Genomic DNA, 23,321 nt, shown 5'->3' with positions numbered 1-23,321 from the left:
CTGCTAGATTTACAAGCAGCTCCTGTTTAAGCTGAGCTACACTTAAACTTAAACAATCTTTGGAGTAGCTTATGAGTAGTCAAAATCCCTATCAACCGCCACAATCCAATGTGGCGATGCCCCCTATGCCTGGACAGGTAGATAGCTTGTTGCCTGCGCCCAGAAGCGTAGGTATAGGAGCAGCTATCGATTGGTTAAGCGATGGCTGGCGTTTATTCAAACGCGATTTCGGCATGTGGTTATTGATTGATCTAATTATGATCGTGTTAGTCGCCATTATTGCTATTGTGGGTGGTATGGTCATTGCTAACTTGCCCACAGGTATTGGCACAGTCATCAATGCTCTATTCGAAATTGCTATGACCGTGTTTATTACCCTGCTTACTGCTGGCTTATTTATTGGTATGCACGAGTCTTATCGCGGTGGAGCCTTAGATGCTGGGCATTTATTCGCTGCCATGAAACAACATTTAGTGCCTTTAGTGATTCTTGGCGTTATTAGCGCTGTATTATCAATCGCTTTAGCTTGGGCTTTTGAAGCTTTATGGCAAGCACCGAGTGCTGAAAACATGAGCCAAGAAGCAAACCCAGAAGCAATGGGCTTGATGATGCAAGAGATGTTTTCTGGCAGAAATCTCTTGATTGGCTTTATCTATTTTATGCTGTCTGTTTTAATTTCTTTATTACTATGGTTCGCGCAACCGCTAGTAGTACTCAATAATGTTTCCCCTATGGAAGCCTTAAAACTTAGCCTTCAAGGTAGTTTAAAAAACATCTTAGCTCTTATTTTATATACGTTTATTTCTCTCCTAATAACCTTTGGCGGCGCACTTTTATTACTACTGGGGCTATTAATCGTATTCCCATGGCTATTCTGCGCAAGCTATATTTCTTATCGCAACATTTTCCTGCAGTAAGCGATACACTAGAAAGGGAGAGCATCCGCTCCCCTTTCTATGGATTGCTTAAGAAAGTCGAGCCAGCAACTTGATTTAACTTCTCATGCCCCCCATATCCCTACTTATCGAAGGTGTTTAGCCGACACCCGCCAGTTTTTGGCCTAAAGTTACTCAAAATCAAAACAACTTTAATGAGGTACTATCCACATGAGAATGGATAAACTGACCAGCAAATTTCAGCTCGCCCTACAGGATGCACAGTCCTTGGCGTTGGGGCGTGATCAACAATTCATTGAACCCATCCATTTAATGACCGCATTATTAGATCAGGATGGTGGTTCAATTCGTGGTTTATTAACCAAGGCAGATGTCAATGTTAATCAACTCCGTTCCAAATTAGGCCAAGAATTAGAGCGTCTACCCAGTGTCACTGGTGGGGATGCTGGAAACGTCCAAATTTCTAATGATTTAGCCCGTATGCTAAATGTGACGGATAAAATCGCTCAGCAGCGTAAAGATCAATACATTACTTCTGAGTTATTTGTGCTGGCTGCGTTAGAAGACAAAGGCACTTTAGGCAATTTATTGCGTGAAACGGGTGCTACCAAAGGTGCAATCGAAAAAGCCATTGAAACTATGCGTGGTGGGCAAACCGTAAATGACCCAAACGCCGAAGATCAACGCCAAGCCTTGCAGAAATATACGATTGATATTACCGAGCGTGCGGAGCAAGGCAAAATTGACCCTATTATTGGGCGTGATGAAGAAATTCGCCGCATGGTGCAAATTCTGCAACGTCGTACCAAGAATAATCCGGTGGTCATCGGTGAGCCTGGGGTGGGTAAAACTGCGTTAGTCGAAGGTTTAGCGCAGCGGATTGTGAATGGTGAAGTGCCAGAAGGCATTAAAGGCAAGCGTTTATTGTCGCTAGATTTAGGTGCTTTATTAGCCGGTGCAAAATTCCGTGGCGATTTCGAAGAGCGTTTAAAAGCAGTCTTGAATGACATCGCCAAAACCGATGGCAATACCATTCTATTCATTGACGAGATTCATACGCTGGTTGGTGCGGGTAAAGCGGATGGTGCGATGGATGCAGGTAATATGCTCAAACCTGCGCTAGCTCGTGGTGAATTACATTGTGTGGGCGCGACCACCCTAGATGAGTATCGCCAATATATTGAGAAAGATGCTGCGTTAGAGCGTCGTTTCCAAAAAGTCTTGGTGGATGAGCCGAGTGTGGAGGATACCATTGCGATTTTGCGCGGCCTGCAAGAAAAGTACGAAGTGCATCATGGGGTAGAAATTACTGACCCAGCTTTAGTCGCGGCGGCGACTTTGTCGCATCGTTATATTACGGATCGTAATTTGCCAGATAAAGCCATTGACTTGATTGATGAGGCTGCATCACGCATTCGCATTGAAATTGATTCAAAACCAGAGGCTTTGGATATTCTGGATCGGCGTTTGATTCAATTGAAAATTGAACGCGAAGCACTGAAAAAGGAAAAAGACGATGCTTCTGTGAAGCGCCTGAATAATTTGCAGGAAGAAATTACGCGCTTAGAAAAGGAGTCTGCGGACTTAGGCGAGATTTGGAAGGCTGAAAAAGCCGCTATGCAAGGCACAGCACACATTAAGGAAGAATTGGATCAAGCGCGTATTGAGTTTGATACAGCGAAACGTGCAGGTAATTTGCAGCGCATGGCGGAATTGCAATACGGGCGTATTCCTGAATTAGAAGCGCAATTAAAGCAAGCCGATACCGCAGCGGGTGCTACTAGCGAGCAACCTAAGCTCGTGCGTAATCGAGTAACGGAAGACGAAATCGCGGAGATTGTGGCACGTTGGACGGGGATTCCAGTGAGCAAAATGCTCGAATCTGAGCGTGACAAATTATTGCGCATGGAAGATGAATTACGTAAGCGGGTAATTGGTCAGGAAGAGGCCATGGTAGCGGTTTCCAACGCGATTCGGCGCGCACGGGCTGGCTTGTCTGATCCGAAACGTCCGAGTGGCTCGTTTCTTTTCTTGGGTCCTACTGGGGTCGGTAAGACCGAGCTGACTAAAGCCTTAGCGACCTTCTTATTTGATAATGATGATGCCATGGTGCGCATTGATATGTCGGAGTTCATGGAGAAGCATTCCGTGGCACGCTTAATTGGTGCACCTCCAGGATATGTGGGCTACGAAGAGGGTGGGTATTTGACTGAGGCTGTGCGCCGTCGGCCTTATTCTGTGATTTTATTGGATGAAGTCGAGAAAGCACATCCCGATGTATTCAACGTACTGCTACAAGTCTTGGATGATGGACGCTTAACTGATGGACAAGGACGCACGGTTGATTTCCGCAATACCGTGATTGTTATGACCTCGAATCTTGGCTCGCATCTGATTCAGGATATGGCAGGCGAAGACAATTACGACAAGATGAAAGCCGCAGTGATGGAAGTGGTCGGTACGCATTTCCGCCCTGAATTCATTAATCGGATTGACGAAGTGGTCGTGTTCCATCCATTAGATAAAGCAGAAATTCGCAAGATTGCGGACATTCAATTAAATAGCTTGCGTAAGCGTTTGGCGGTACGTGAGTTGAATATTGAGTTTAGTGATGCTGCGATGGATATGATTGCGGAAGTGGGCTTTGACCCTGTGTATGGCGCTCGTCCTCTGAAGCGAGCCATTCAAAATCAGGTCGAAAACCCCTTAGCGCAAGAAATTCTCGCAGGCCATTTTATGCCGGGTGAAACGATTAAAGTGGATGTGAAGGATGAACATCTAGTATTTAATGAGACGGTAAGTAAGTAACCACTGTCTCACTACTTGCAAGAGGTTATTGTTTCAAACAACAACCTCTTTGTCACAGTTACGGAGGGACAAAAGAAACCACCTGCATTCCCAAATAATCAGCGCTTTCCAACATAATTTTATCTGCACTCGCCAAAGCTGCAAAAAGTTAGCGAGGCGACCAAGCAGTTGTCGTGCCATCAATAAATCATTTTACAACTGTCATTCTAAACAATAGCGCTATCAACCAAGCTTCACATTGCTTATTAATATAAAATCTTCTTTTAAGCAACCTTTAACCAACCTTTTTGCATTAGTCTCCTATACCAAGGCAAGGCATTCGCCTGATGCCCTTCAAAATTTGGTTATGCAAGAGGAGATTCGAGGATGCAATACGCCAATCCCAATACAGACGGCGCAGTCGTCAACTTTAAATCACAGTATGAAAACTTTATTGGTGGCAAATGGGTTGCACCGGTAAAAGGTGAATATTTTGACAATATTTCCCCCGTTAATGGCAAAGCCTTCACCAAAATTCCGCGCTCTAGCGCGGAAGACATTGAATTAGCTTTAGATGCGGCGCATGCTGCCAAAGATGCTTGGGGCAAAACCTCTGTCACCGCACGCTCCAATATTCTGCTGAAAATCGCGGATCGCGTTGAAGCAAATTTAGAAAAATTAGCGGTTGCCGAAACTTGGGATAATGGTAAAGCAGTACGTGAAACCCTGAATGCAGATGTGCCATTGGTGGCTGATCATTTCCGTTATTTCGCAGGTTGCATCCGTGCTCAAGAAGGCACAATGGGTGAGCTTGACGAAAATACCGTTTCTTATCAATTCCATGAGCCATTGGGCGTGGTAGGGCAAATCATTCCATGGAATTTCCCATTATTGATGGCGGCTTGGAAACTAGCGCCTGCCTTAGCCGCTGGTAACTGTGTGGTGTTAAAACCAGCCGAGCAGACCCCTGCCTCGATTCTATTATTTGCTGAAATCATCGGCGACTTACTGCCTGCTGGTGTATTGAATATCGTAAATGGTTTCGGTGCAGAGGCTGGTAAAGCATTAGCCACTAATACACGTATCGCAAAAATCGCTTTCACGGGTTCTACGCCGGTTGGTTCGCTGATCATGAAATATGCAGCGGACAATATCATTCCATCCACCGTGGAATTAGGCGGTAAATCACCGAATATCTTCTTTGCGGATGTATTAGATCAAGAAGATGCGTTCGTCAGCAAAGCAGTGGAAGGTGCCGTGTTAGCCTTCTTCAACCAAGGTGAGGTTTGTACCTGTCCATCACGCTTACTGATCCAAGAATCGATCTATGAAAAATTCATTGGCATGGTGGCTGAACGTGCAGCAAAGATTAAACGTGGCAATCCATTAGACACTGAAGTCATGGTGGGCGCACAAGCTTCACAAGAGCAGTTCGAGAAGATTCTCAGCTACATCGATATTGGTAAGAAAGAAGGCGCACAAGTCTTGATTGGTGGCGAGGTTGAAAAGCTAGAGGGCGATTACCAAGGTGGCTTCTACATTAAGCCGACCTTGTTAAAAGGCACCAACAATATGCGCGTATTCCAAGAGGAAATTTTCGGCCCTGTCGTATCAGTTGCCACCTTCAAAGATGAAGCCGAAGCCTTAGCGATTGCGAATGACACAGAGTTCGGCCTCGGTGCTGGCGTGTGGACGCGAGACATCAACAAATCCTATCGGATGGGTCGCGGTATCCAAGCGGGTCGTGTGTGGACGAACTGCTACCACTTATACCCAGCCCATGCAGCCTTTGGTGGTTATAAAAAGTCTGGCGTAGGCCGCGAAACCCACAAGATGATGCTGGATCACTATCAACAAACCAAAAACCTATTAGTAAGCTACGACATCAATCCATTGGGCTTTTTCTAAAAGGACTTTCTTTCCTCCTCGTGTTTATAGGAAGCCAATTGGCTTCCTATTTCTTTTAGTCTGTAAAAATCATGACGCTGTCCTACGCTAACTACGCCTAACTTCTCAAAGCGTTGATTCCTCATTTCGCTACTATCAGCACCACTAATAATAAACTTATTTAGCCGTCAAACCGTTCTGCGCTTTAACAAAACTAGCCTTATTAAATAAACCATTTGCCAAAGCCGTCCCCAGTAAAATAACACCACAACCAAACACCATTCCACCGGTCACTGGCTCATGTAGGATCAATGCACCCCATAGCATAGCAAAGGCTGGAATCAGATAAGTGACGGTTAAACTACGGGTTGCACCCACTAGGCGAATTAAACGAAAGTAGATTAAATAAGCGAGCGCGGTTGAAAATAAAGCCAAGGCGAATAAAGCAAGAATCGCTTTGAGTGATGGAAAAGCAGCAGGTACTTTAAAGGGCAATAACGGCAATAGCCACAAACTAGCGCTGATTTGGCTGCCTGCAGCAATGACCATTGATGGGACACCAGTCAACTTTAGCTTGATAAAATTAGCAGAAATCGCATAAAGCAATGCGCCACTTAATCCAGCAGCTACCGCAAGCCAAAAATGTGTCGTAATCTGCATAGGGCGCAAACCAATTAAAATAGCTACGCCTAGAAAACCAACCAAAAAACCGACCATTTGCGCACGGCTTAAGGTTTTAATATTGCCACTTATAATGACTAATAACACACCAAATAGCGGCGCAGTAGCATTTAGAATAGAAGTAAAGCCGCCAGTTAGAAAAGTTGTCGCAAAAGCAAAACCTAAAAAAGGCAAGGCTGAATTAATCCCGCCCAGCAATAAAACTGGAAAGATAGTTTTGCGTAAATCTGCCAAGAAACCTTGATAAATCAGAATAGGTAATAACACTAAACCTGCTATTAGCACACGAATAGCACTAAGCCAAATAGGACCAAACTCAGGAACCGCAATACGCATAAATAAAAACGACGCGCCCCATAAGGCAGCAAGACCAACTAATTCCAAAAAATAACGGAAATTCATGAAGTGAGTTCCTGTTGTCGTTATCGTCTAAGGCTGTGGGAGAGATTGGGATTTAGCAAGCTTCCCTTCTGTGACGATAATCTGCCATCCCCCTGAAACACGCAATAGGTGTTAGCTTGGAATGAGGACTTAGAATTAGTGTATTAGGGATTACAACTTATCACTTCTGCATCCAGAATTAGCACTTTGCCCGCAAATGCAGGATGTTTATGCGGCGCTTTAAAATGGCAGGTATTTTTTACTGAGGGGCTTGTTTGCTTATCCGCTAGCTCAATGAGAATATCTTGCCCCGGCTTAAGGTCCTTCCCCAAAGAAACATATTGTACAATCGCGCTATAGCGTGTTGCAGGCATTCTACCGGTCGATGCACCGCGACCCAGATCAATCAAATTCGCCTCGCTAACCATCGCGGTAAAAGCGTATTCAGGCGCCTTCTCCGTCGTATTCTCTACAGCGGGTGGATTGGTATTGCAGCCCATCAAACTAAGACTTAATCCCGTAATAAGCAGGGTTGATACGAATTTAAACATGATAGCCCCTCAAACAGAGTTTGTTGTAATAAGTCGCCTAACTGTATTTTGATTTGTTAGGTGTTTCAAGCTTAGCAGGTCTGATAAGGTTTGGATTGTGTGATACGTTAAATTTCGGGTATGGTTAGGACTAAGAGGACGAGAAATGATGCTGAATAGTCTATTACCCCCCTTTCCATGGTTAGCCAAACCTGCGATGGGCGATACTTCACCCGAAGTTAAGCAGTTATTACATATCGCTAGCCATTCATTGCTCATGCAATTTGCCGACGTTTGCGAAGGCGCGCTTATTGTGGATCGTCAAGCGCGTGTGGTGTGGATGAATGAGCACTATCCGAAGCGCTTAGGCATAAAGCAGCCGCAGCTGTATCTGGGTAAGCCAGTAGAAACCTTATTACCACATAGTCTGATGCGTGAAGTGGTCGAATCCGGCAAACCTATCATGCTCGACATTATGGATTTTGGTGTGGATGATGCCTTCGTGGTTATGCGCCTCCCCTTGCGGGATGAGCAGGGTACTGTCATAGGCGGCATCGGACTCATGCTATTAGACGACCCGCGCCACCTTGCCCCCGTGGTATCGCGTTACAATCAAATCTGCCGTGAACTTAAAGCCACGCGCCAGCAACTCGCCCTCGCGCGCCGCGCCAAATACACCATGAGTAGTTTGATTGGTTCATCGCCTAGTTTTGTCGAAGTGAAAACCCAAGCACGTCGCGCCGCCCGTACCGATGTACCTATCCTAATTCAAGGCGAAACCGGCACAGGCAAAGAGCTATTAGCCCAAGCCATTCACAGCGCCAGTTTACGCGCCGATCAAGCCTTTGTAGCCGTCAATATTGCCGCCATTCCTGATAATTTATTGGAAGCGGAATTCTTCGGTGCCGTCGCGGGTGCTTATACAGGAGCCGATCGTAAAGGACGCGAGGGCAAATTTAAACTGGCGGAAGGTGGGACTTTATTCTTAGATGAAATCGGTGATATGCCATTGGCTTTGCAAGCTAAATTGCTGCGCGTTTTGCAAGAAGGCGAATACGAAGCACTCGGATCGGATCGTTTGGTGAAAAGTGATGTACGGATTATTGCTGCCACCAGTCGCGATTTAGAGCAGTGTATCGCTGAGGGCAAATTCCGTGCTGATTTATATTACCGTCTCAATGTGGTACCGCTCAATTTGCCACCGTTGCGCGAACGCTTGGAAGATATTCCGCCGCTATGTGAAACACTGCTGGATAGCATTAGTCACAAACACAATGAACCGCCACGTGAATTGTCTGCTGAAGCACTTGCCTATTTGCAACAACATCATTGGCAAGGCAATGTGCGTGAATTACAAAATGTTTTGGAACGCGCGTGTATGTTGTCGGATGCCTATATTTTGCAATTGGCTGATATTCAACGCTTTCTGCCTAAACTCAACACGTCAAATCAAGCGACTCCAATTAATGCTCCTCCACTTAAGCCAATATCTAGAACCGCAACCCTTGCTGAACAAATGGCACAGATGGAGCAGCAAAGCATTCAACAAGCACTCGAAGCCTGCAAGGGTAATAAGCTTAAAACAGCCCAATATCTGGGTATTTCGCGTACTTCTTTATATGAAAAACTAGCCTTGTACGGTTTGGCTTAGACTGTTCAGTATCGCGAACAGTAGTGTTCAGAAATGCGAACACTATTTTTAAACCCCTAATCATAAACAAACATAATTATTAAACTAATATATTGATTTAATTGATACTTTAAACCTCCCCTATCATTTGGCATACGACTTGCTAAATACCAAACAATTGAGTGTTTGGCTCAAGAACAAACTGTTTTAGAGGAGAGGGTTAGATGGATTTTCTCATAGTCTTGGGAGCGCTTGCGTTTCTCATGTTTGTCGCGTATCGCGGCTATAGTGTCATCTTGTTCGCACCCATTGCTGCATTAGGTGCTGTGTTACTGACTGATCCCCACATGGTTGCACCTATGTTCACCGGCTTGTTTATGGACAAGATGGTGGTGTTTGTTAAGAACTATTTCCCTGTGTTTATTCTGGGTGCGATCTTCGGCAAGGTCATCGAATTATCAGGTTTCTCTCAGGCGATAGTTGCTGCCGTAATCAAGTTGATTGGTCGCGAACGCGCTATGTTGGCGATTGTGTTAGTGTGCGCCATTTTGACTTATGGTGGCGTTTCTTTGTTTGTCGTGGTTTTCGCAGTTTATCCGTTTGCTGCGGAAATGTTCCGTCAGGGTAATATCCCCAAGCGCTTAATTCCGGGCACGATTGCCTTGGGGGCATTCACCTTCACGATGGACTCACTGCCTGGCACACCGCAAATTCAAAACATTATTCCGACCACTTTCTTCAAAACTGATATTTATGCGGCGCCCATCTTAGGGATTATTGGTGCTTTATTTATCTTTGCTTGCGGAATGAGCTATCTAGAATGGTCACGCCGCAAAGCTGCCAGAAATGGCGAAGGCTATGGCACTAATTTATTAAATGAGCCAGCTCCGTTTGAATCGACCAATCTACCTAATCCGTGGATTGCGATTCTGCCTTTAGTAGTCGTTGGCGTCATGAACAAGGTTTTCACCTTAATCATTCCCAGCTTATACGGCAAAGAAGTGGCGTTTGCTTCAGCCGTGGTGGGCAAATCCACGCAAGTGGTACAACAAGTTGATGCTGTGAAAGCCTTATGGGCAGTCGAAGGCGCTTTACTGTTGGGGATTCTGACTATCTTCATTTTTGCGGGTAGAACTGTCATTAGCAAATTTGCCGAAGGTTCAAAAGCCGCGATTGCAGGCGCTTTATTAGCCACCATGAATACCGCGTCTGAATATGGTTTTGGTGCGGTGATTGCCGCCTTAAGTGGCTTCTCAGTGATTGCCAATGCTTTAACCGCCATTCCGAATCCTCTAATCAATGAAGCGATTACTGTCACGACACTGGCGGGTATTACAGGTTCAGCATCAGGTGGAATGGGCATAGCCTTAGCCGCGATGGCTGATACCTTTATTGCCAATGCTAATGCCGCAGGTATTCCACTGGAAGTCTTCCACCGTGTAGCATCTATGGCCTCAGGTGGTATGGATACCCTCCCCCACAATGGTGCGGTTATTACCTTATTAGCTGTGACAGGCTTAACGCACAAGCAATCCTACAAAGATATTTTCGCGATTACGTGTATCAAAACTCTTGCGGTATTTGTCATCATAGCGGTTTTCTATATGACAGGCTTAGTCTAAAGGGGTCTAATGATGCGTACTGATAACGCGCCAGCCGTTAGCAGTCCATCCAAAATCATGAGTGCTCACCAAGCCGTGAGCCTCATTAAAGCCAATGATACCATTGCTACCAGCGGCTTTATTGGAATTGGATTTGCGGAAAATATTGCCATTGCACTCGAACAACGCTTTCTCACCGAACACGCCCCCACCGATCTCACCTTAGTGTATGCCGCAGGCCAAGGCGATGGTCAAAAACGCGGCTTAAATCACTTAGGTCATCAAGGCTTACTCAAGCGTGTGATTGGCGGGCACTGGGGCTTAGCACCGAGCTTGGGCAAACTCGCGGCTGATAATCAGATTGAAGCATGGAATCTACCTCAAGGGGTGATCTGCCATTTATTCCGTGATATTGCCGCCGGCAAACCCGGCACGCTAACGCATGTAGGTTTAGGGACTTTCGTTGATCCGCGTTATGGTGGCGGCAAGCTCAATAGTAAAACCACGGAAGATTTGGTGCGCGTGTTAGCACTGGATGGCAAAGAGTATCTGTTTTACAAAGCCTTCCCGATTCATGTAGGCATTATTCGCGGCACGACCGCCGACTCTGATGGCAATATTACGATGGAACGGGAAGCGTTAACCCTCGAAGCGCAAGCGATTGCATTGGCAGCCCATAATAGCGGTGGGATTGTGATTGCACAGGTAGAACGGATTGCCGAGCGCAATACCTTAAATGCACGCCAAGTCAAAATTCCTTCAGTTTTGGTGGATTGCATTGTGGTTGCCGAAAAACCCGAATACCACCAACAGACTTTTATTGAACCTTATAGTGCGGCCTTTGCCAGCGAATTACGAGTACCGCTCTCTTCCATTCCACCCATGGTTTTGGATGAACGTAAAATTATTGCACGCCGTGCCGCCATGGAATTAGCCGCCCATAATGTGGTGAATCTCGGCATTGGGATGCCTGAAGGTGTTGCATCAGTAGCAGCCGAAGAACAGATCTTTGATCTTATGACGCTCACCGCCGAACCTGGAGTGGTCGGTGGGATTCCCGCTGGTGGTTTGAATTTTGGTGCCGCTGTGAATGCACAGGCCATTGTCGATCAAGCGGTGCAATTCGATTTTTATGATGGCGGTGGCTTAGACATTGCGGTGTTAGGTTTGGCGCAAGCGGATCAGGAAGGCAATCTCAATGTGAGTAAGTTTGGCCCTAAACTAGCGGGCGCGGGTGGTTTTATTAATATCTCGCAAAATGCCAAAAAGGTTGTGTTCGTGGGCACATTTACCGCCAATGGTTTAAACATTGCTATCGAAAACGGACAACTCAAGATTCTGCAAGAAGGCAAAACCCGCAAATTTATTCAACAGGTCGAACACCGCACCTTCAGCGGGCGCGTCGCCTATCAATCAGGACGTACCGTGCTTTATGTGACGGAACGTGCCGTGTTCCAACTCTGTGCGGAAGGCATTGAGCTGATTGAAATCGCCGCAGGCCTAGAGGTAGAACGCGATATTCTCGCCCACATGGATTTCAAACCCGTGATTAGCCCAAACCTGAAATTGATGGATGCGCGGATTTTTGCACAGGAAAAGATGGGTTTATTAAGCCTGTTATAGCAAGCCCAAGCGTGCTAGCTCAGTGATGGGTTAGCCCTTTTACCAGCCAAGATCTGGAGGAGATCTCATGAGCATTAAGTGGTTATGATTTAGAGGAGTCGAAGGCTAAGGAATCATGAACTACGCTAAGGCTTTCACTGGTATGATTTCTACGGAACTAAGTGAAGGCTACGACAGCAAGTCATGCGCCAAAAGCGTTGAACGACGTTGGTAACCCTCAAACGACCACCGTTATTGACTGAATCTTCCGGCAAACGATGGCTAAGATAGCGGTGAAGTGTTGTTGCGTTGAAAGCGAGTTCGTGTACCAATAGAGCCATGCTCGTAGCGGAGAACCCTACTATCGCTAATAGCGTATTAGCTGAACGGTGGGTTCGTTTCTGATCCAAAGGACAATGTATTTGAACATGCTGCGCAGGGTTATGGTAGGAGCAGAGGTGAAGGAAGATGGTGGCCATCATGGTAATAAAACGTCAACTTATACTAGGTTTACTGATATTACTTTTATCGGGTTGTGATGGATTTTACGGGCTTAATCTTCGAAACGAATTAGATACCAGCGTGACGACTATGATGCGAGATACTAAGGGTTCAGTATCAATACTGGATTTGCCTCCATGTCAGGACACTATTATTGGGTATTCAAATAAGCCAAAAGAAGACCTTGGTCTAGAGGAGGTTAAAATCAGTCGGCAGGGCGTCGTGCTTCACTATCTAAATGCTGAGCAATTAAATCGCATGTTAGCCCAAGAAAACCGTACCAAGGGGTATACGGCGTGGAGTATTACCCCTGATGGTCTTCATCTGGTTACAAGGCAAGATTCGCCAAACTGCTGGCAAGGAAAAAGGCGCCAATAATCTTTCTTAAAGCCTTTTCATGATTTTAAATTATAAGCAATGCCAGCAGTTACTTTTAGGTCATTTATTAGACCTTCTGCGAAAGTCATTTTTTAAACATTTTTATAGAATAAATTTTGAACAATTTTAGGTACAAGTGTTATATAGAACAAGTTTTAGCAGAAAAATAGAGTTGCTTAATTTTTGATATTCGCAGGATAGCTAATGCTGGCCAGCAAATAAACTTCGGTATTGTGCAAATTCGTCTAATTTTACTAAACCTCTAAAACCGCAAGTGTTTCACTGATAGGCCGTTATTAATTAATTCATGCAATGAATCAATGCCAATACGTAAATGGCGCTCGACAAAAGCTTCAGTCACTTTTTTATCACTGGCCTCGGTTTTAACACCTTCTGGCTCCATGGGCCGATCAGAGACTAATAATAAAGCGCCTACCGGAATTTCATTATAAAAACCCGTGCTAAATATAGTGGCTGTTTCCATATCAATCGCCATACAACGAATTTTTTTCAAATAAGCTTTAAATTCATCGTCGTGCTCCCAGACGCGGCGATTAGTGGTATAAACCGTTCCAGTCCAATATTCGAGCTGGTATTTGCGTGAAATAGTAGTTGAGACGGCCTTTTGCAAACTAAATGCAGGTAAGGCTGGTACTTCAACGGGGAAATAATCTGATGATGTTCCTTCACCACGAATACCTGCCAGTGGTAAAATTAAATCACCTAATTGATTTTTCTTTTTTAAACCTCCACATTTCCCTAAAAACAATACTGCTTTCGGTTTAGCGACACTGAGTAAATCCATCATGGTCGCAGCATTGGCACTACCCATGCCGAAATTAATAATGGTGATTTTTCCCGCCGTAGCATTGGGCATACTACGATCTAAGGCTTGTACAGGTACATCATGCCATTTCGCAAATAATTCAACGTAGTGATTAAAGTTGGTCAGCAGAATGTATTGACCCATCGTTTCAGGCGTAAGACCGGTATAGCGGGGTAGCCAATTCGTCACGATTTCAGTTTTGGTGCGCATAAGTTATCCTTTATTATTGTATTAGAAATACCATACTTTACTATTTTATAAGTACAGATGTGCTTTGAAGAAAATTTTGGCTGAGGTGTAATAAGATAAGACTGACATTTCCTCCTCCAAGGTCTTAGTCAATTTAATGACCCTGCGATTTTTTTTCAAGTAAGAATTATTCAAATTTTATTCGTAATGAAGACCCTTAGTACTTTATAAGCTTACAAGCCTAGTATTGGAAATGCTTCCGCTTGGCTTTTGCGTGCGCTATGCTGCAAGAATGGATAAGAAAATCGTTGTCGCGCGACTGGCTGCTTTAGCACAAGAATCGCGTTTGGAAATGTTTCGCGCTTTGGTGCAAGCAGGCAAGAATGGTTTAACTGCAGGTGCGATTAGTGAGCAGACGCAAACTGCACCTAATTCAGTCTCCTTTCATATGAAAGAGTTAGTTCATGCCGGTTTAGTGAGCTCGCGTCAAACAGGGCGGTATGTGATTTACACCGCCGAGTACGGCAATATGAATGAATTGCTGGCTTATCTTACGGAAAATTGTTGCAGTGGCGATGCTTGCGATTTGAATTGCGCCTGTTAATTCAGCACTTTCTTCATCACCTGCGCCGAGGCAGGACATGCGCCTTGCACTTGGCTGGAAAGCTGTAGGGCTGGCGGCAAATCAGCTCGTTCAATCGCTCGATACTGTAAGCGCTCGAAAAAGGACTGAGCACTGGTGGTTAATAAATATAATGCACTCAACGGCTGTTGTTGGGCATAGTTTTCGACCCACGTGACTAATTGCGTGCCCCAGTGTTGCTGACGTTGGTCTTGTGCGACGACGAGAGAACGCAATAAACCAAATTCGCCATAGCGCTCCAACCCAATCGCCGCATAATACGGCTGACCCAAACCCCAAAACTGGCTACTGCCCTGCTGCCCTAGATCATGACTAGGTAAATGTGCAGCCTCTAATAGGGATTTTAAGGTGTTTAAATCGCTAATCCAATACGGGGTAATCATGCTTGTACCTTTTGGGTGAGGCCGGATTCGTACCATGCGCGACTACGATTAACGAGCGTCACAATCGATAGCATGACAGGGACTTCCACCAATACGCCAACGACGGTTGCTAAGGCAGCGCCAGAGTCAAAGCCAAATAAAGCAATGGCACTGGCAACCGCCAACTCAAAGAAATTACTCGCACCAATCAACGCGGAAGGTGCGGCAATACAATGCGACACACCAAAATAACGATTGAGGCCATAAGCCAATAATGAATTGAAATACACTTGCAATACAATCGGAATAGCCAGCAATACAATAATCACCGGCTGTGCTAATACACGCTGACCTTGAAAGCCAAATAATAGAATGAGGGTTGCTAATAAAGCGATTAAAGAAAGGGGTTGCAAGACCTTCAAAAAGCGCTCTAGCTGATTATGTTTTAAAAGTAAGTGGCGCAACCATTGACTTAAAATCAGCGGCAAAATAATGTAAATCAAGACGGATAAAAATAAGGTGTCCCACGGCACACTAATCGCTGCAATACCCAATAAAAACCCCACCAAAGGCGCAAAGGCAATTATCATAATGGCATCGTTCAGAGCAACTTGTGACAAGGTGAAATGTGGCTCGCCATCCGACAAATTGCTCCACACAAAAACCATCGCAGTGCAAGGCGCTGCCGCTAATAAAATGAGGCCCGCGATATAACTATCTAACTGATCCGCAGGCAACCAAGGCGCAAATAAAACCCGAATAAATAACCAAGCGAGGAAAGCCATTGAGAAAGGCTTCACCAGCCAATTGATAAATAAGGTGACGCCGATTCCTTTCCAATACTGACTAACCTGCTGCATGGCACGAAAATCAATTTTTAGCAGCATGGGAATAATCATGAGCCAAATCAATAGCGCAACCGGTAAATTCACTTGTGCCACTTCAAGTGCAGCAATCGTTCGGAAAACGGAGGGAAATAATGCCCCTAGCCCAATGCCAATCACGATGCACAACAACACCCAAACGCTTAAATAACGTTCAAATAGGCTCATGGTTTTACCACTTTTTTGAGCAGCAAGTTCGCATTGTGCTGACATTTATACCTCCAAACCCAAGGCTTGTTGGATGCAAGGGATTAAGCGAGCACGAATATCATCTCGTACCTGCACAAAACTTGATAACGCTTCGTCATGAGGATCGTGAAAAGGCAAATGAATCATGCGTACAGCTTTGGGGAAAATAGGGCAACTTTCTTTGGCGTTATCGCAGACCGTAATCACCAAATCAATAGGCTCATCCAGCAATTCATCCAGCGCTTTAGGTCTTAAACCCAAAGTACTGACTTGAATCTGGCTCAACGCTTCTAAGGCTCTGGGTGCAACGCAGGGCTGAGGATTCGTTCCAGCAGACAAAGCCCGCACTTTACCGGCTAAATCATGATTCACTAAGGCTTCAGCCATTTGCGAACGACAAGCATTACCTGTGCATAAAATTAGAACACTGGGTACTGGCATGATGAATCCCCTTAACAACAAGTCGTTTTGCCAGCCACTGGCGTACAACAAGCGCTTTTCGCCTCAGATTTTGGTGTTTCAGGTGTGCAACAATTATTTTGTCTAGCACTCGTCCCACCAAACACGGGAATACTGTCTAAGGTGTGAAACTGCTCCCAAGCAATCCCTTGTGGGTCATTGATCCAATATTTATCCGACACAGCATAACAACAGGCTGCCGCTGTCTCGGTAACGATAGCTTGCTGTAATCCTTGCAGACGACCATTCAGCACTTCTAATTCCTCGTTAGATTCTGCCTGAATCCCCAAGTGATTTAAGCCAATCGGGGCGCCACGCTGGGAAATAGCAAAGTTAACGCGCGGATCTTCCAGCATCCACTTCGCGTAGTCATCTTTCACCACACTAGGACTAGCACCAAATAATTGTGAATAGAATTGAATGTTGTCAGCTAAATCTTCAACCGAAAGATGGATATGTAGACGTTTCATGATAGCACCTCAGCGTTATATTTCATTATTTCAATAATAGTTGAAATAAAATCATTATTCAAGTTAGCACCAAGATGTTTTTGATGGACGGGGATCAAAAAAATAGCTGGTATGACACTTTCAGTTTTTACCAGCTTTGCGTAGAGCCCTTCGCTTGTGCAGGTGGTTTTCTTATATCAAACCACCATTTTTTTGCATCTATGGTTTGGAAAGCAAGGTAGTGTTCTTTTAAAACGATTGGACTGCGCGTTATAGCAGACTCACGTTTAATCCAAGGTGCATTACCGCAAGTACTGACTTGAAATCGGTTTAGCTGCGGCATGAAAGTCCGAGGCGAATAGCTGAAAATAAGTTTGCCACGCTGATAGACTCTCATAGCCTTCTTATCATCAAGGCTTTTAGCAAAATTGATTTGAACTAAAAAAATACCATCATCATCTAGAAAGTACTCCCCCTCAAAATTGCGGTAATAAACATAGTCTAATGGCATTTTCCACATCAATTCTAGTGAGCCATCAGGTTTTGCTCGGAAGGCTTCCCCATAAGCATTGCGACTTATAACAAGTCCTCTTTGTGGGTCGCGAGTATAAACGGGGGGAACCAATTTCACCATATATAGCCCATTAGCTGAGGCTATGATTTTGGTAGGCTGTTGGTTTTCTTGTCCAGGGCTCGGAGGGATAGGCGGGCTACAAGCGAAAGCCGTTTGCATGAATACGCAAGCGACTATCGCTCCCAGCATCAAGTGAGTAATTTTTTTCATCAGTATCTCTTTTTGAACCCTCTTTCTCAACAAGAAAGAGGGCAGATTGAGTGAAAAATAAGGCTAATTACTCGAGTTCAATAATTAAATCACCCTGCTCGACCAACTCGCCCACTTGCAAATGCACTTTCTTCACTTTGCCCGTAGTAGGGGCAGTCACCGTCGTTTCCATCTTCATCGCTTCAATCACAAAGAGCGGCGTATTTTGCTCTACGTTATCACCGGCTTTCACCATAATCGCCGCCAATTTACCTTGCAGTGATGTACCGATTTCATTCGGTTCAGCAGCTTTACGATGCGAAGCTTTCGTAGGTTTAACCGATTTGTCGCGTACCTGTACCGCGCGGATTTGACCATTAAATTCGAAGGTCACCGTGCACATACCACTTTCATCGGCGGGTGAGCGATACAACATACGAATGATCAGTACTTGACCTTGACCCAATTCCACTAACACTTCTTCATTGGTTTTTAAACCATAAAAGAACAGCGGCGAAGGCAAATGACTGACATCCCCATATTCTTGCTGATGCTTGTAGAAATCGCGGAATACGGCGGGGTACATTTTGAAGGATAAGAAGTCGAGATAGGTTTGCTCAGGATCGAATTCCTTTTTGAAGGCTTCGAACTCAGCGTCTAAATCAACTGGTTTCAAATGATCATTTGGACGACCTGCATAAGGCTTTTCACCCTTTAAGACGATATTGCTAAGCTTTTCGGGAAAACCACCCGCCACTTGACCCAAACCACCTTTGAACAAATCGATGACAGAATCAGGGAAAGCTAAGGTTTCGCCACGCTCCATGACATCCGCTTCCGATAAGCCATTGGAGGTCATATAAATCGCCATATCACCGACAACTTTAGAGGAAGGCGTGACTTTCACAATGTCACCAAACATACGATTGACGACCGCATAGTTTTCCTTCACTTCCTCGAACTTATGCTCTAAACCTAAAGCAATGGCTTGAGGGCGCAGATTGGAGTATTGCCCTCCTGGAATTTCGTGATTATAAACCTCGGCCGTACCGGCTTTTAAGCCTGACTCAAACGGATAGTAAACCTCACGCACATCTTCCCAATAGTTCGCATATTCATTCAACGAACGCAGATTGAATTTCTGCTCGCGGGCTTGGCCTTCCATAGCAGCGATTAGGGAGTTCAAATTCACTTGTGAGGTTAGACCCGACATAGAACTTAAGCAGCCATCCACCACATCCACACCGGCTTCAATCGCTTTTAACAAGGTTGCCGCTTGAATGGAGGCCGTATCATGTGTGTGCAAATGAATCGGAATGCTGACCGCTTCTTTTAAGGCTGGAATCAATTTTTCCGCCGCATAAGGCTTCAGTAGACCTGCCATGTCTTTGACCGCTAGCATATGTGCGCCCGCATCTTCTAACTGCTTAGCCAGATCAAGATAATATTGCAAGTTGTATTTGTAGCCACTATCCGTGCGTAATACATCGCCGGTATAGCAAATCGTACCTTCCGCAATACCACCGGTGCGTTCACGTACCACTTGGATGGATTTACGCATCCCTTCGATCCAGTTCAAGGAGTCGAAAATACGGAATACATCGATACCTTGTTCCCACGCCTTTTCAATGAAAGACCCGACGACATTATCGGGGTAGGCGGTATAACCTACCGCATTGGAGCCACGGAATAACATTTGGAATAAGATGTTTGGCACCGCCTTACGCAACAAGCGCAAACGATCCCAAGGACATTCATGTAAGAAGCGCATCGCCACATCAAAGGTCGCACCACCCCACATTTCCAGTGAAAACATTTGTGGATGGTTTTTCGCAAAACCTTCTGCAATACGCAACATATCATCCGTACGCACACGCGTTGCTAATAAGGATTGATGGGCATCACGCAGCGTGGTATCGGTATAGAAAATATTCGGTTGGTCCTTCACCCACTGACAGAACTTTTCCGCACCTAATTCAGTGAGCTTGTCTTTCGTACCTTTTGGATAAGTACCCGTTTGATCAAATTCAGGAATAATAGCTTTACGGAAATGCTTATTGGGGTCGACGTATTTTACATCGGGATTGCCATTTACAATCGTATTGGCAATGAATTTAATCGTCTTAGTGCCACGGTCAAAACGTTGTGGCGTATGGAATAATTCAGGATGCTGATCGATAAAGGTAACCGTGGCTTTCCCTTTAACGAAGGTTGGATGTTCCAGCACATTTTCCAAGAAACCAATATTGGTTTTTACACCACGAATACGGAACTCTTTTAAGCCCCGCAAGCTACGGCTAATCGCCCCCTCAAAAGTACGACCCCATGAAGTGACTTTTACCAACATCGAGTCGAAGAAAGGCGATACTTTGGCGCCCGGATAAGCTGCGCCTGCGTCCAAACGAATCCCGAAACCGCCAGTAGAGCGATAAGCGATCAAGGTACCGTAATCGGGCTTAAAACCGTTTTCAGGGTCTTCTGTGGTAATACGGCATTGCACTGAATAACCATTGGCCGTAACTGCCGCTTGACTAGGGATCGCGATTTGTGGATCACCTAACAGTGCCCCACCCGCGATCAAAATCTGACTACGTACAATGTCGATACCCGTGATCTGTTCCGTGACCGTATGTTCTACTTGTACACGCGGATTCACTTCAATGAAATAGATATTTTCTTCCGCATCCACCAAAAACTCGACCGTGCCCGCGCAGGAATAATTGACATAGCGCGTAATCGCTAACGCATAATCATATAATTTTTGACGCGTTTCTTGTCTTAAGAAGCTGGGCGCAACCTCTACTACTTTCTGGAAACGACGCTGTACTGAACAATCACGCTCGAATAAATGCACCAGATTGCCGTGGGTATCACCCAAAATCTGCACTTCAATATGCTTGGGGGAATCGATATATTTTTCTAAGAAAACCGTGTTATCGCCGAAAGCTTTTAGGGCTTCATTGCGGGCATCATTATACGACTGCTCTAATTGTGAGGCTTCACGAATCACACGCATCCCGCGTCCGCCGCCACCTGATGCCGCCTTCATCATTAAAGGATAGCCAATACGTTCCGCTTCTTGACGCGCAATATCAATGCTCGTTAAGGCTTGTTTGCTGTCCTCAATAATCGGTAAGCCTGCTGCGATAGCAATTTCTTTGGCAGCTACTTTATCGCCTAGCTTTTGCATAGCCTCAGGGCTTGGGCCGACGAAAGTAATCCCTTCTTCACGGCAACGCGACGCAAAACGTACATTCTCGGATAAGAAACCATAACCCGGATGAATGCCATCGGCGCCAGTGCGCTTTGCCACGGCAATAATCGCTTCAATATCTAAATAAGGCTTTAATGGCTCATCATCTTTGCCAACCTGCCATGCTTCGTCGGCCTTGTAGCGATGGGGAGAAAAACGATCTTCATAGGTATAAATAGAGACAGTTCTTAACCCTAATTCCGCCGCCGCACGTAAGATACGGATTGCAATTTCGCCACGATTGGCGACCAATAGCTTCTTAATTTTGGAACCCATGTAACCTTATCCTCGTAAGTAAGATGTAAACCAAGCCTAATAGGGTGCATGTAGTTAGCTTTAGGTGGTAACGCTAGTATAACTTTTCCGAAGCTTGAACGCAGGATTCATGCCAGTGTTTTTGGCAGGAGGCTGTTGAAAGAATCTTCAATCGATAAAAGTCTGTAAGGCCGCATGACGCCCAATGCCGCTTTAAATACCCGCGTTTTCACAAAATGGCATTGGGTGTTTTGCCAAAAACTTAATGGAAAGCACACCGACCCAACAATAGCGGTAGCGCTGTTAAAATATTTAAACTAAAGGGGTAATTGAGAAATCTTGGCACAACAAACCATCACTGTCATGTTGAGCCTACATCAATTAGCAAAAACAGCTTTTGACTTTGATCTAGAAAAGCACGTACAGCCCCTACAGAAAGCATAGGGTCACTCGCTAACTTGGCTCGATGATGTATTCATCGCACCATTCTGCGGCAGAAGTACGGGGTTAAAAGGAATAATATCATAAGGCATTTGACTCAAATGCGATGCATTGGTGAGTTGAATGCCGCGTTCATCACAAAGTTTTTTAAACAAGGTAAAGGCTGGGAGAATACGAGCGTGCAAAGCCTTTTCTAGGCCACTTTTATTCTTCGCACGGCTTTGCTGCGTTTCATAAAAGCGTGGTTGTTGTGCATTGCCCAAATCAAATCCCACTAAAATGATCGTTTGCGCACGCCAATAGAGCATTAATTGCGCCGCGACATACATCACCGTACCTGCCTCAGCAAAACCTTTTTTAATATCTAAACTGCAAGCCACGTCTTCACTTTTAGCAAAATAGTGAGCGTCTAATTGCGCCGTAGTAAGCGCTGGCCGACCATAGGGTTTACTGGCTTTTTCAATGAGGTATAAAGGACGGGCTTCAAAAAACTCAGGCTCAAAGCGCAAAATTTGTCGCACCACACCTAAGGTAAAAATGCAAGGCGTGCCAACAGGAATGAGCCTAAGAAAGTGTTGATGACGCTGGATAAAACCTTTATCGATAATTAATACCGCACTGGGCTTCAGTTGATGTGACTCCAGAAGTGAAAGTGCACCATTCAAAAAAAGCGTTTGGCTTGACTTTAAAGGAGCGAGATTCTGCTCATTAATAGAAGGGCCTGCACCGACTAAAAAAACCGTTTGGGCAGTGAATAACGCTTTAAGCTCATCTACGTTTCTACTAGAAATCTTTAAGTTATTCTGAAAAATAAGTGTTTCGCTTTGCTGCTGTCGCTCAAGACGAAGCTCGGGCCAATACTCCAGATAATGCCATTTTTTGGGCGAGTGCGTCAGTTTAAACCAGAGTTTTTTTATACTCATGATGAAGAAAAAATATTTTTTATGATCTTAAAACTCATTTGTGGCAAACGCAGCGGCAATTTTAAGATTTGTAGGATTAAGGCTTGCCATGCTTTGGCATTATGAGGTCGCAGTTTCACAGCGACATAAGGCCGATACCATTTCATCAGATAAGGCTTCAAGACACTTTTGCCATGCATATTGCCTAAAGATAAACCCTGAGGCTGATGAAGATTATATTTAACGGGAATCTGCTCTGCCCAACATGACGAGTGTTTAGCAAGCGTCGCAAAATAAATCCATTCTTCGCCATTACGCACAAAGCTTGAAAATCTGGCTAACTTCGCTAAATCAACCTGAATAAAGTGGGTAGCATCTTTCTTAAGGGATGTACCATACAAATAGTCATCAATGTAATCCATTGGCCCCGAGCGTGCCATATAAGTTTTGTTATTATTATTGAGGAAGCATTGCAGTACTAACCAAGCTTGTGGATTTTTGGTTAATAAGGCATTGGCAATAGCAAAAGCTTCCGGCACTAAATACTCATCGTCATCGACAAAGCACAAATAATCAGTCACTTCGGCAGGCGCTTGTTCTAAGGCGATATTCCGTGCTTGATTGACGCCACGATTTTCAGTTTGTGCTAAATAGCGAATTTGTGCATGTTGCCAGTAAGGCTCTAAAGAACTGTAATCGGCACTAGAGCCATCATTCACTACAATGACCTGCCAATGCGTATAAGTTTGAGCCAGTAAAGAATCCAAACAGCGCTTTAGCTCTTGAGGGCGATTATAGCTAGGGGTAATAACACTAAAACGTAGCATAGTCG

Annotated in this window: 19 protein-coding genes; 8 read left to right on the top strand and 11 right to left on the bottom strand. The window is 44.9% G+C overall.

From position 1 onward, the window contains the following. Positions 1-71: 71 nt before the first annotated feature. From A3IE_RS0111675 to exaC, 3 genes are all read left to right on the top strand, one after another. Positions 72-917: a BPSS1780 family membrane protein gene (locus A3IE_RS0111675; protein ID WP_020395808.1), complete on the top strand. Its 846-nt coding sequence runs from the start codon at positions 72-74 to the stop codon at positions 915-917. A gap of 189 nt (positions 918-1,106) precedes the next feature. Then, positions 1,107-3,704: an ATP-dependent chaperone ClpB gene (gene clpB, locus A3IE_RS0111670; protein WP_033407004.1), complete on the top strand. Its 2,598-nt coding sequence runs from the start codon at positions 1,107-1,109 to the stop codon at positions 3,702-3,704. Positions 3,705-4,070: 366 nt separating this feature from the next. After that, on the top strand, positions 4,071-5,591 hold the full coding sequence (gene exaC, locus A3IE_RS0111665; RefSeq protein ID WP_020395806.1) for an acetaldehyde dehydrogenase ExaC: 1,521 nt from the start codon (positions 4,071-4,073) through the stop codon (positions 5,589-5,591). Positions 5,592-5,747: 156 nt separating this feature from the next. Here the strand turns inward: exaC and A3IE_RS0111660 are convergent, their stop codons facing one another. Both A3IE_RS0111660 and A3IE_RS0111655 read right to left on the bottom strand, forming a co-directional pair. Further along, positions 5,748-6,653: a DMT family transporter gene (locus A3IE_RS0111660; RefSeq protein ID WP_020395805.1), complete on the bottom strand. Its 906-nt coding sequence runs from the start codon at positions 6,651-6,653 to the stop codon at positions 5,748-5,750. A 143-nt stretch (positions 6,654-6,796) separates the two neighbouring features. Further along, positions 6,797-7,183 (bottom strand): hypothetical protein, encoded by a 387-nt coding sequence (locus A3IE_RS0111655; protein WP_020395804.1) that lies wholly within the window; start codon positions 7,181-7,183, stop codon positions 6,797-6,799. A 145-nt stretch (positions 7,184-7,328) separates the two neighbouring features. Here A3IE_RS0111655 and A3IE_RS0111650 point away from each other — a divergent pair, with 145 nt between their 5' ends. The 4 genes from A3IE_RS0111650 to A3IE_RS0111635 all read left to right on the top strand — a co-directional run bounded on the left by A3IE_RS0111650 (position 7,329) and on the right by A3IE_RS0111635 (position 12,874). Continuing rightward, on the top strand, positions 7,329-8,813 hold the full coding sequence (locus A3IE_RS0111650) for a sigma-54 interaction domain-containing protein (RefSeq protein ID WP_020395803.1): 1,485 nt from the start codon (positions 7,329-7,331) through the stop codon (positions 8,811-8,813). A 203-nt stretch (positions 8,814-9,016) separates the two neighbouring features. Further along, positions 9,017-10,414 carry a GntP family permease gene (locus A3IE_RS0111645; RefSeq protein ID WP_020395802.1) on the top strand — a complete coding sequence of 466 codons (1,398 nt, stop codon included), beginning with the start codon at positions 9,017-9,019 and terminating at the stop codon, positions 10,412-10,414. 9 nt (positions 10,415-10,423) lie between these two features. Next, entirely contained in the window at positions 10,424-12,016 is a 1,593-nt protein-coding gene (locus A3IE_RS0111640) for an acyl CoA:acetate/3-ketoacid CoA transferase (protein ID WP_026154906.1), read from the top strand. Between the two features lie 447 nt (positions 12,017-12,463). Then, on the top strand, positions 12,464-12,874 hold the full coding sequence (locus A3IE_RS0111635; RefSeq protein WP_020395800.1) for a hypothetical protein: 411 nt from the start codon (positions 12,464-12,466) through the stop codon (positions 12,872-12,874). A gap of 262 nt (positions 12,875-13,136) precedes the next feature. On the opposite strand, the gene A3IE_RS0111630 is transcribed toward A3IE_RS0111635, so the two are convergent. Beyond that, positions 13,137-13,910, bottom strand: a complete 774-nt coding sequence (locus A3IE_RS0111630) for an AMP nucleosidase (protein ID WP_020395799.1) — start codon at positions 13,908-13,910, stop codon at positions 13,137-13,139. Positions 13,911-14,181: 271 nt separating this feature from the next. Between A3IE_RS0111630 and A3IE_RS0111625 the strand changes: the two genes are divergently transcribed. Further along, positions 14,182-14,493 (top strand): ArsR/SmtB family transcription factor, encoded by a 312-nt coding sequence (locus A3IE_RS0111625; protein WP_020395798.1) that lies wholly within the window; start codon positions 14,182-14,184, stop codon positions 14,491-14,493. Here A3IE_RS0111625 and arsN2 read toward each other — a convergent pair. The 8 genes from arsN2 to A3IE_RS0111585 all read right to left on the bottom strand — a co-directional run bounded on the left by arsN2 (position 14,490) and on the right by A3IE_RS0111585 (position 23,316). Then, positions 14,490-14,915, bottom strand: coding sequence for an arsenic resistance N-acetyltransferase ArsN2 (gene arsN2 / locus A3IE_RS20525; protein WP_020395797.1), 426 nt, complete (start codon positions 14,913-14,915; stop codon positions 14,490-14,492). The two genes, A3IE_RS0111625 and arsN2, sit on opposite strands and share 4 nt — an antisense overlap. Next, positions 14,912-15,991 (bottom strand): ACR3 family arsenite efflux transporter, encoded by a 1,080-nt coding sequence (arsB, locus tag A3IE_RS0111615; RefSeq protein WP_020395796.1) that lies wholly within the window; start codon positions 15,989-15,991, stop codon positions 14,912-14,914. Before arsB ends, arsN2 begins: the two co-directional genes overlap by 4 nt. Then, the gene (locus tag A3IE_RS0111610; RefSeq protein ID WP_020395795.1) at positions 15,992-16,408 is read right to left on the bottom strand and encodes an arsenate reductase ArsC; all 417 of its coding nucleotides are present in this window, start codon (positions 16,406-16,408) and stop codon (positions 15,992-15,994) included. Between the two features lie 11 nt (positions 16,409-16,419). Next, on the bottom strand, positions 16,420-16,896 hold the full coding sequence (locus tag A3IE_RS0111605; protein ID WP_020395794.1) for an ArsI/CadI family heavy metal resistance metalloenzyme: 477 nt from the start codon (positions 16,894-16,896) through the stop codon (positions 16,420-16,422). A 127-nt stretch (positions 16,897-17,023) separates the two neighbouring features. Beyond that, entirely contained in the window at positions 17,024-17,659 is a 636-nt protein-coding gene (locus A3IE_RS0111600) for a hypothetical protein (protein ID WP_020395793.1), read from the bottom strand. Between the two features lie 67 nt (positions 17,660-17,726). Next, complete coding sequence (locus A3IE_RS0111595) at positions 17,727-21,167, bottom strand: pyruvate carboxylase (RefSeq protein ID WP_020395792.1); 3,441 nt, start codon at positions 21,165-21,167, stop codon at positions 17,727-17,729. A gap of 425 nt (positions 21,168-21,592) precedes the next feature. Next, on the bottom strand, positions 21,593-22,510 hold the full coding sequence (locus tag A3IE_RS22095; RefSeq protein WP_020395791.1) for a 6-hydroxymethylpterin diphosphokinase MptE-like protein: 918 nt from the start codon (positions 22,508-22,510) through the stop codon (positions 21,593-21,595). Beyond that, positions 22,507-23,316, bottom strand: a complete 810-nt coding sequence (locus A3IE_RS0111585; protein WP_020395790.1) for a glycosyltransferase family 2 protein — start codon at positions 23,314-23,316, stop codon at positions 22,507-22,509. Before A3IE_RS0111585 ends, A3IE_RS22095 begins: the two co-directional genes overlap by 4 nt. Positions 23,317-23,321 lie beyond the last annotated feature (5 nt).

Source organism: Thiolinea disciformis DSM 14473, assembly GCF_000371925.1.
Taxonomy (GTDB): Bacteria; Pseudomonadota; Gammaproteobacteria; order Thiotrichales; family Thiotrichaceae; genus Thiolinea; species Thiolinea disciformis.
The sequence above is the reverse complement of the archived record's forward strand: the minus strand, read 5'-3'. Positions and strand labels throughout refer to the sequence as shown.

Bases quoted from the DNA above. Each gene is read 5' to 3' on its own strand.
- A3IE_RS0111640 (WP_026154906.1), top strand. From the start codon at position 10,424: ATGATGCGTACTGATAACGCGCCAGCCGTTAGCAGTCCATCCAAAATC.
- arsB (WP_020395796.1), bottom strand. From the start codon at position 15,991: ATGTCAGCACAATGCGAACTTGCTGCTCAAAAAAGTGGTAAAACCATG.
- A3IE_RS0111655 (WP_020395804.1), bottom strand. From the start codon at position 7,183: ATGTTTAAATTCGTATCAACCCTGCTTATTACGGGATTAAGTCTTAGT.
- A3IE_RS0111660 (WP_020395805.1), bottom strand. From the start codon at position 6,653: ATGAATTTCCGTTATTTTTTGGAATTAGTTGGTCTTGCTGCCTTATGG.
- A3IE_RS0111610 (WP_020395795.1), bottom strand. From the start codon at position 16,408: ATGCCAGTACCCAGTGTTCTAATTTTATGCACAGGTAATGCTTGTCGT.
- A3IE_RS0111645 (WP_020395802.1), top strand. From the start codon at position 9,017: ATGGATTTTCTCATAGTCTTGGGAGCGCTTGCGTTTCTCATGTTTGTC.
- exaC (WP_020395806.1), top strand. From the start codon at position 4,071: ATGCAATACGCCAATCCCAATACAGACGGCGCAGTCGTCAACTTTAAA.
- A3IE_RS0111635 (WP_020395800.1), top strand. From the start codon at position 12,464: ATGGTGGCCATCATGGTAATAAAACGTCAACTTATACTAGGTTTACTG.
- A3IE_RS22095 (WP_020395791.1), bottom strand. From the start codon at position 22,510: ATGAGTATAAAAAAACTCTGGTTTAAACTGACGCACTCGCCCAAAAAA.
- A3IE_RS0111595 (WP_020395792.1), bottom strand. From the start codon at position 21,167: ATGGGTTCCAAAATTAAGAAGCTATTGGTCGCCAATCGTGGCGAAATT.
- A3IE_RS0111650 (WP_020395803.1), top strand. From the start codon at position 7,329: ATGATGCTGAATAGTCTATTACCCCCCTTTCCATGGTTAGCCAAACCT.
- arsN2 (WP_020395797.1), bottom strand. From the start codon at position 14,915: ATGATTACCCCGTATTGGATTAGCGATTTAAACACCTTAAAATCCCTA.
- A3IE_RS0111675 (WP_020395808.1), top strand. From the start codon at position 72: ATGAGTAGTCAAAATCCCTATCAACCGCCACAATCCAATGTGGCGATG.
- A3IE_RS0111625 (WP_020395798.1), top strand. From the start codon at position 14,182: ATGGATAAGAAAATCGTTGTCGCGCGACTGGCTGCTTTAGCACAAGAA.
- A3IE_RS0111605 (WP_020395794.1), bottom strand. From the start codon at position 16,896: ATGAAACGTCTACATATCCATCTTTCGGTTGAAGATTTAGCTGACAAC.
- A3IE_RS0111630 (WP_020395799.1), bottom strand. From the start codon at position 13,910: ATGCGCACCAAAACTGAAATCGTGACGAATTGGCTACCCCGCTATACC.
- clpB (WP_033407004.1), top strand. From the start codon at position 1,107: ATGAGAATGGATAAACTGACCAGCAAATTTCAGCTCGCCCTACAGGAT.
- A3IE_RS0111600 (WP_020395793.1), bottom strand. From the start codon at position 17,659: ATGAAAAAAATTACTCACTTGATGCTGGGAGCGATAGTCGCTTGCGTA.
- A3IE_RS0111585 (WP_020395790.1), bottom strand. From the start codon at position 23,316: ATGCTACGTTTTAGTGTTATTACCCCTAGCTATAATCGCCCTCAAGAG.